The following is a 6,539-nucleotide window of genomic DNA, read 5'->3' as shown; positions in this document are numbered from 1 at the left end:
TCCCCCGCGAAAGGGCCAGTGCAGCCAACACAAGACCCTGGCGTGGACACCAACCCTCGCACACCGTGCATGACATGCTAAAGTCGCCCCCGTTCTCCGCTCCACCCAACGGACCCCAGCATGCCCGCACTTGACGCCACCCTCACCCCCTGGCCAGAACTCGCTGCCCGCCACCCCTGCGACGCCCTGCTGCTGGGCAACGGTGCCAGCCGCGCAGTGTGGAAGCCGTTTGGCTACTTCTCGCTGTTCGAGGAAGCGCAACGCGCCGGCCGCAAGAAAGGCCTGGCGGTCAGCGACCAGGCGCTGTTCAAATCCTTGGGCACAGAACTGTTCGAGCCCGTGCTAAGCGCCCTCAACACCACCGTGCGCGCCAACGCCGCGCTGGCCATCAACTCCACCGCGCCGCTGAACCGCTACTACTCGATCAAGGAAGGGTTGATCCACGCCGTGCGCACGGTGCACCTGCCGTGGTCACTGATGCCAGCCACCACCCTGGCAGCCCTCAACCAGGCCCTGCGCGGCTACCGCAGTATCTACACCAGCAACTACGACTTGCTGCTGCCCTGGGCCATACAACACGCTCCGCAGGGCTTCGCCAACCTGTTCGACGAGCAAGGCTTTTTCGATGTGCGCCGCACCCGCAGCGAAGGCACCCGGGTGCTGCACCTGCATGGCGGCCTGCACTTGCTCAAGCTGCCTGACGGCACCACACGCCAACGCAGCGCCGACAACGCCGAGCTGCTCGATGGCTTTGCGGTGAACATCCCCGGAGAGGTGCCGCTGTTCGTCAACGAAGACCGCAGCGACGAAAAACTGCGCGCCATCCGCAACTCGGACTACCTGAGCTGGTGCCTTGGGCAGTTGGCCCGGGAAAGCCAAGGGCTATGCCTGTTCGGGCAGCATCTGGACAGCAGTGACCAGCACCTGCTCGAAGCCATCCGCCAGGCGCGGCCACAGCATCTGTCGATTGCCATAAGGCCATTGAGCGAGGCTTCAGTGATCAACCAGAAGCAACACTATATTGATCGATTCGGAAATCTGGCGGGGACGCAGGTGCATTTCTTTGATGCCAGTACGCATCCGTTGGGGCTGGCGGCGTTAGCTACTGAGATGCCGCTTAACCGAAGATGAGGTGGGCTCGGTGCACAAGCTCAATGGGCCAAGCCAGACTCGCCGAAAACACGCTTGTATGAACTGGAAACATTGACAGCCATCGCTATGCGAGCCAGCTCCAAGGTGCCCTGAGCAATCGAGTAGCTGCCTCGCTCCTGCAACCAGAGCAAAATGTCGGCAAGGTGCCAGAGAGAAGTACTGCCATCGTGAACAGGTGCAGGAAAGCTGACCGAATGCGCCACCATCAATTTCCGCATGTTTTGCCGAGACATGCCGATGATCTCAGCCACATCGGTAAGCCCCACGAGATCGGGAGTCGCTTCGATCAGGCGAGCCCACGGAACAATTTTGCCAACGTCAGCAAGCGCGCTCTCGATAGCCTCTTTGGCAGAGGAAGATTCGCGAATGAATGCCAGTGCCAACCGACCCGGCTGACCTACGCCAACCAACGCATCATCACACCCGCCTTCAGCCAGACGCTCTAATAGCACATCGGTATCTTCGTTTTCGCCCAATTGATACTTCAGGGTGAACTCGTACTCCATTGCGATTACTCCTTCCAAGCATTCGGCGCATGAGCTGCCTTCCGGCTGCCCGAACAGTTGTCGACCACACGCTTTAGCTGTCGCGCAAAATTGCCAGCACTCTTCGGCGTGCTCCATACGCTGACAATGCAGTATTCCCCGCACCGGCAATCGGCATCATTGAGGGGGCAATACATCTTTCCCCAACAGTGCCCACCGCCCACTACGATTTTCCATCCCTTTGACTCTGCGTGCCTCAAGGCCTGCTCGACCTCTTTCTTGGCGTGACAGGGGCGTGCCATCAGCTTTCTCCAGTGTGAGCCCGCCACTCGAGAGTTGTCAATTGACAACCAAAACGCTCGACAAGCGTGCACGCCACACTACAGAAAGGCTGATGAAAGAAATCGCCGCAAAGTGCGATTAGGAATTTCCCTACATCGATTGGAGATTCATACCCAATGTGCGCCTCAATCAGGTCCGACGTGCAGCCGTCAGAGCAACCCATCCGCCCGCAGTAACGTCTCCAGGCAATGCTCCTGCACCCCATAGAACGCCTTGAGCTGGCCAATCTTCTCCAGCAACGCCCCGTTATCTGCCGCCTTGGGCCGCTTCACCGCAAGAATCATCTTGTTCTTGTTGGTGTGCTCCAGCGAGATAAACTCGAACACCTTGGTCTCGTAACCGCAGGCTTCCAGGTACAGCGCGCGCAGGCTGTCGGTCAGCATTTCGGCCTGCTGGCCCAGGTGCAGGCCGTACTGCAGCATGGGTTGCAGCAACCCCGGGCTATGCAGTTGCGGGCGGATCTGTTTGTGGCAGCACGGCGAGCACATGATGATCGCGGCGTTGCAGCGGATACCGGTATGGATGGCGTAGTCGGTGGCGATGTCACAGGCATGCAGGGCGATCATCACTTCGATGGCCTCAGGCACCACGCTGCGCACATCACCGCACTGAAACTCCAGGCCCGGGTGGTCGAGGCGTGCGGCAGCGCTGTTGCACAGGTCGACCATGTCCTGGCGCAGTTCCACGCCAGTTACCTGTGCGTCGCGGCCCAGGCTGTTGCGCAGGTAATCGTGCATGGCGAAGGTCAGGTAACCCTTGCCCGAGCCAAAGTCGGCCACCCGCAGTGCCTGCCCGGCCGGCACCGGAGCGCTGGCCAGGGCGTGGTCGAAGACCTCGATGAACTTGTTGATCTGCTTCCATTTGCGCGACATCGACGGAATCAGCGCGCCTTGTGCATCGGTTACGCCCAGGTCACGCAAAAACGGGCGCGACAACGCCAGGTAACGCTTCTTCTCGCGGTCATGGCCGCTGCTGGCAGTGACATCACGCGGTGCCTGTGCGCCGTGACGCTGCAGCATCGGCTTGCCCTTCTTGCTGAAGGTCAGCTGCACTTCGCCGTCAGCATCGAACAGGTGGGCGTTGCGGAAGCTGTCTGGCAGCAGCTCGGCGACCAGCGCCTGGGCCTGGTCCAGCGGCAGGTTGCGGGTGATGTCACGCGTCTGGTGGCGGTAGACCAGCGAAAGGCACGGCTGGCCCTTGACCTGCAGCGGCTTGGCGATGATCCGTTGCAATGTCTGGTCGGCACCGACATGGCGCGCCAGCACCAGTTTGACCAAGGTATCGCCGTGCAGGGCGGCGTTCAGCAGGTCGAGAAACTGAGCGCGCGCATCCGGCGCGGAGTGGGCGGAAGTACTGGCGGACATGGAGAAACGGTGCCTCGAATAGCGGGAAGCGCATTCTACACCCTGTGGGAGCGGGTTTACCCGCGAATGCGTCGGTAGCCTCCAGGCAGCATTGGCGGGTGAACCCGCTCCCACAGGGACGCGTCAAGCCAGGCGGATCCGAATCAATCGAGAATGACCAGCCGGTTGGGCAACTCGTTACGGGCATGGGTTGCCGGCACGTGCTGGCCAAGCAGCTCGCCACACGCCTCGATGCACTCGACAAAGCCCTGCAACGTCTGGCCCTGGCGCACCTGTTCGGCAAGGCGGGCACCCATGGCCGCGCGGGCTTCAGCATCCAGGCAGTGTTCGATACCCCGATCGACCAGGATCTCCACATGCCGCTCCGCCTCGCTGACGAAAATCAGCACGCCCGTGGCGCCTGCGGTGCGCTGCAGGTTCTGCTCGCGAAACTGCTGGCGGGCCAGCCGAGAAGCATGCCAGCGACGCAGGCCACGGGGGATCAGCCAGCCGGCCAGGCGCGGGTTGCGTAGCAGCAGGCACAAGCCGACGAACAGCAGCACGTTGGCCACCAGCAAGCCACGCACGCCGGGCCAGCCCAGCAGCCAATGCAACAGGCCCGGTACCGCCAGCGCCAGCACGGCGGCCCAGAACAACGGCCAATAGGCGTAATCGTCGGCACGGCGGGCCAGCACCGTCACCAGTTCGGCATCGGTGCGCCGTTCGGCACGCGCAATGGCTTCGGCAATCTGCCGTTGATGGTACTCGTCGAAGGGGGTCATGCCGTCGGTCTCTTGAGCGTTCTTATAGTTGTTGTCCCGGCACTCGGGGCTTCATCCGCAGGGGACATATTCAGGCATAATCCGCTGCTGGAACCTAAGCCTGCAAATCGTACAACAATAGCCGCCTGAAAACTCCGGCCGCGCGCGTATCACCCTGGATACGGCAGAGGCCCCACAACGGAATTGATGATGAAACTGTCTTTGCTGGGCCTGGCCATGGGCCTTGCCAGTCAGGCGGCTCTTGCCGCCCCCTACGCCCCGCCCCTGCAGGACAAGCAGGCGTTCATCGAGCACCTGATCAGCCAGATGACCGAAGCCGAGAAGATCGGCCAGCTGCGCCTGATCAGCATCGGCCCGGAAATGCCCCACGAAAAGATCCGCGAGGAAATCGCAGCAGGCCGCATCGGCGGTACCTTCAACTCGCGCACCGCACCCGAAAACCGCCCCATGCAGGACGCGGCCATGCGCAGCCGACTGAAGATCCCGATGTTCTTCGCCTACGACACCATTCACGGCGAACGCACCATTTTCCCGATCGGCCTGGGCATGGCCGCCACCTGGGACATGGACGCCGTCGCCAAGGTCGGCCGCACTGCCGCCATCGAAGCCTCGGCCGACGCCCTGGACATGACCTTTGCCCCCATGGTCGATATCGCCCGTGACCCGCGCTGGGGCCGTACCAGCGAAGGCTTCGGCGAGGACACCTACCTGACCTCGAAGATCGGCCAGGTGATGGTGCGCTCGTTCCAGGGCAGCAGCCCGGCCAACCCCGACAGCATCATGGCCATCGTCAAGCACTTCGCCCTGTATGGTGCAGTGGAAGGCGGGCGCGACTACAACACGGTCGATATGAGCCTGCCGAAAATGTACAACGACTACCTGCCGCCGTACCGCGCCGCGCTTGACGCCGGTGCTGGCGGGGTGATGGTGGCGCTGAACTCGATCAACGGTGTGCCGGCCACCTCCAACACCTGGTTGATGAATGACCTGCTGCGCAAGGAGTGGGGCTTCAAAGGCGTGACCATCAGCGACCACGGCGCCATCCAGGAGCTGATCCGCCACGGCGTCGCCCGTGACGGCCGTGAAGCCGCCAAGCTGGCGATCAAGGCCGGCATCGACATGAGCATGAACGACACCCTGTACGGCGAAGAGCTGCCAGGCCTGCTGAAGTCCGGCGAAGTGACCCAGCGCGAACTGGACCAGGCGGTACGCGAAGTGCTCGGTGCCAAATACGACATGGGCCTTTTCAAGGACCCCTACGTGCGCATCGGCAAAGCCGAAACCGACCTGAAAGACTATTACGGCAACGACCGCCTGCACCGCGAAGCTGCGCGCGACGTGGCACGCCGCAGCCTGGTGCTGCTGGAAAACCGCAACCAGACCCTGCCGCTGAAAAAGGCCGGCACCATCGCCCTGGTCGGCCCGCTGGCCGATGCCCCGATCGACATGATGGGCAGCTGGGCCGCCGACGGTAGACCGGTGCATTCGGTGACCGTACGCGAAGGCCTGCGCCGCGCCGTGGAAGGCAAGGCCAAGCTGGTCTACGCCAAAGGCTCCAACGTCACTGGCGACAAGGCGATCCTCGATTACCTGAACTTCCTCAACTTCGACGCCCCGGAAATCGTCGACGACCCGCGCCCGCCTGCGGTGCTGATCGATGAAGCGGTCAAGGCGGCCAGGCAATCCGATGTGGTGGTGGCAGTGGTCGGCGAGTCCCGCGGCATGTCCCACGAGTCTTCCAGCCGTACCACCCTGGAAATTCCGGCCAGCCAGCGCGAGCTGATCAAAGCCCTCAAGGCCACCGGCAAACCGCTGGTGCTGGTGCTGATGAACGGCAGGCCGCTGTCGATCAGCTGGGAGCGAGAGCAGGCCGACGCCATTCTCGAAACCTGGTTTGCCGGAACTGAAGGCGGTAATGCCATTGCCGACGTGCTGTTCGGTGACTACAACCCGTCCGGCAAGCTGGCCATCACCTTCCCGCGCTCGGTCGGGCAGATCCCGATGTACTACAACCACACCCGCATCGGTCGGCCCTTCACCCCTGGCAAACCGGGCAACTACACCTCGCAGTACTTTGAAGAGCCCAACGGCCCGCTGTACCCGTTCGGCTATGGTCTGAGCTACAGCAGCTTCGAGCTGTCGGGCCTGAAGCTTTCGAACAAGGACCTGAAGCGCGGGGACACACTGGAGGCCAAGGTGACGGTGGCGAACACCGGCAAGGTAGCCGGCGAGACCGTGGTGCAGTTGTACCTGCAAGATGTGTCGGCGTCGATGAGCCGCCCGGTAAAGGAACTGAAGAACTTCCAGAAGCTGATGCTCAAGCCGGGCGAGTCACGCACCTTGACCTTCCGCATCAGTGAGGAAGACCTGAAGTTCTACAATGGCCAGCTGCAGCGGGTTGCCGAGCCAGGGGAGTTCAATGTCCAGGTCGGGCT

Annotated in this window: 6 protein-coding genes; 2 read left to right on the top strand and 4 right to left on the bottom strand. The window is 62.3% G+C overall.

Features of this window, described 5'->3' with window-relative positions; all coding sequences use genetic code 11:
- The first annotated feature begins 120 nt into the window (after positions 1-120).
- Positions 121-1,131: a DUF4917 family protein gene (locus ACK1VC_RS13965; RefSeq protein WP_191086925.1), complete on the top strand. Its 1,011-nt coding sequence runs from the start codon at positions 121-123 to the stop codon at positions 1,129-1,131.
- Here ACK1VC_RS13965 and ACK1VC_RS13960 read toward each other — a convergent pair.
- The 4 genes from ACK1VC_RS13960 to ACK1VC_RS13945 all read right to left on the bottom strand — a co-directional run bounded on the left by ACK1VC_RS13960 (position 1,099) and on the right by ACK1VC_RS13945 (position 4,104).
- Positions 1,099-1,362 carry an SWIM zinc finger family protein gene (locus ACK1VC_RS13960; protein WP_134792750.1) on the bottom strand — a complete coding sequence of 88 codons (264 nt, stop codon included), beginning with the start codon at positions 1,360-1,362 and terminating at the stop codon, positions 1,099-1,101. The two genes, ACK1VC_RS13965 and ACK1VC_RS13960, sit on opposite strands and share 33 nt — an antisense overlap.
- Positions 1,363-1,663: 301 nt before the next feature.
- Positions 1,664-1,939 carry a hypothetical protein gene (locus ACK1VC_RS13955; RefSeq protein ID WP_083283771.1) on the bottom strand — a complete coding sequence of 92 codons (276 nt, stop codon included), beginning with the start codon at positions 1,937-1,939 and terminating at the stop codon, positions 1,664-1,666.
- Between the two features lie 189 nt (positions 1,940-2,128).
- Positions 2,129-3,343: a class I SAM-dependent methyltransferase gene (locus tag ACK1VC_RS13950; protein WP_016488853.1), complete on the bottom strand. Its 1,215-nt coding sequence runs from the start codon at positions 3,341-3,343 to the stop codon at positions 2,129-2,131.
- Positions 3,344-3,486: 143 nt separating this feature from the next.
- Complete coding sequence (locus tag ACK1VC_RS13945) at positions 3,487-4,104, bottom strand: TPM domain-containing protein (protein ID WP_070087033.1); 618 nt, start codon at positions 4,102-4,104, stop codon at positions 3,487-3,489.
- Between the two features lie 186 nt (positions 4,105-4,290).
- On the opposite strand from ACK1VC_RS13945, the gene bglX reads away from it, so the two are divergent.
- On the top strand, positions 4,291-6,539 hold a 2,249-nt coding region (gene bglX / locus ACK1VC_RS13940), incomplete at its 3' end, for a beta-glucosidase BglX (protein WP_449117970.1).

The organism is Pseudomonas sp. XP2 (assembly GCF_053557975.1).
The sequence above is the reverse complement of the archived record's forward strand: the minus strand, read 5'-3'. Positions and strand labels throughout refer to the sequence as shown.

Excerpts from the sequence above, each read along its gene's own strand:
- ACK1VC_RS13965 (WP_191086925.1), top strand. The coding sequence starts at position 121 with ATGCCCGCACTTGACGCCACCCTCACCCCCTGGCCAGAACTCGCTGCC.
- ACK1VC_RS13955 (WP_083283771.1), bottom strand. The coding sequence starts at position 1,939 with ATGGCACGCCCCTGTCACGCCAAGAAAGAGGTCGAGCAGGCCTTGAGG.
- ACK1VC_RS13950 (WP_016488853.1), bottom strand. The coding sequence starts at position 3,343 with ATGTCCGCCAGTACTTCCGCCCACTCCGCGCCGGATGCGCGCGCTCAG.
- ACK1VC_RS13945 (WP_070087033.1), bottom strand. The coding sequence starts at position 4,104 with ATGACCCCCTTCGACGAGTACCATCAACGGCAGATTGCCGAAGCCATT.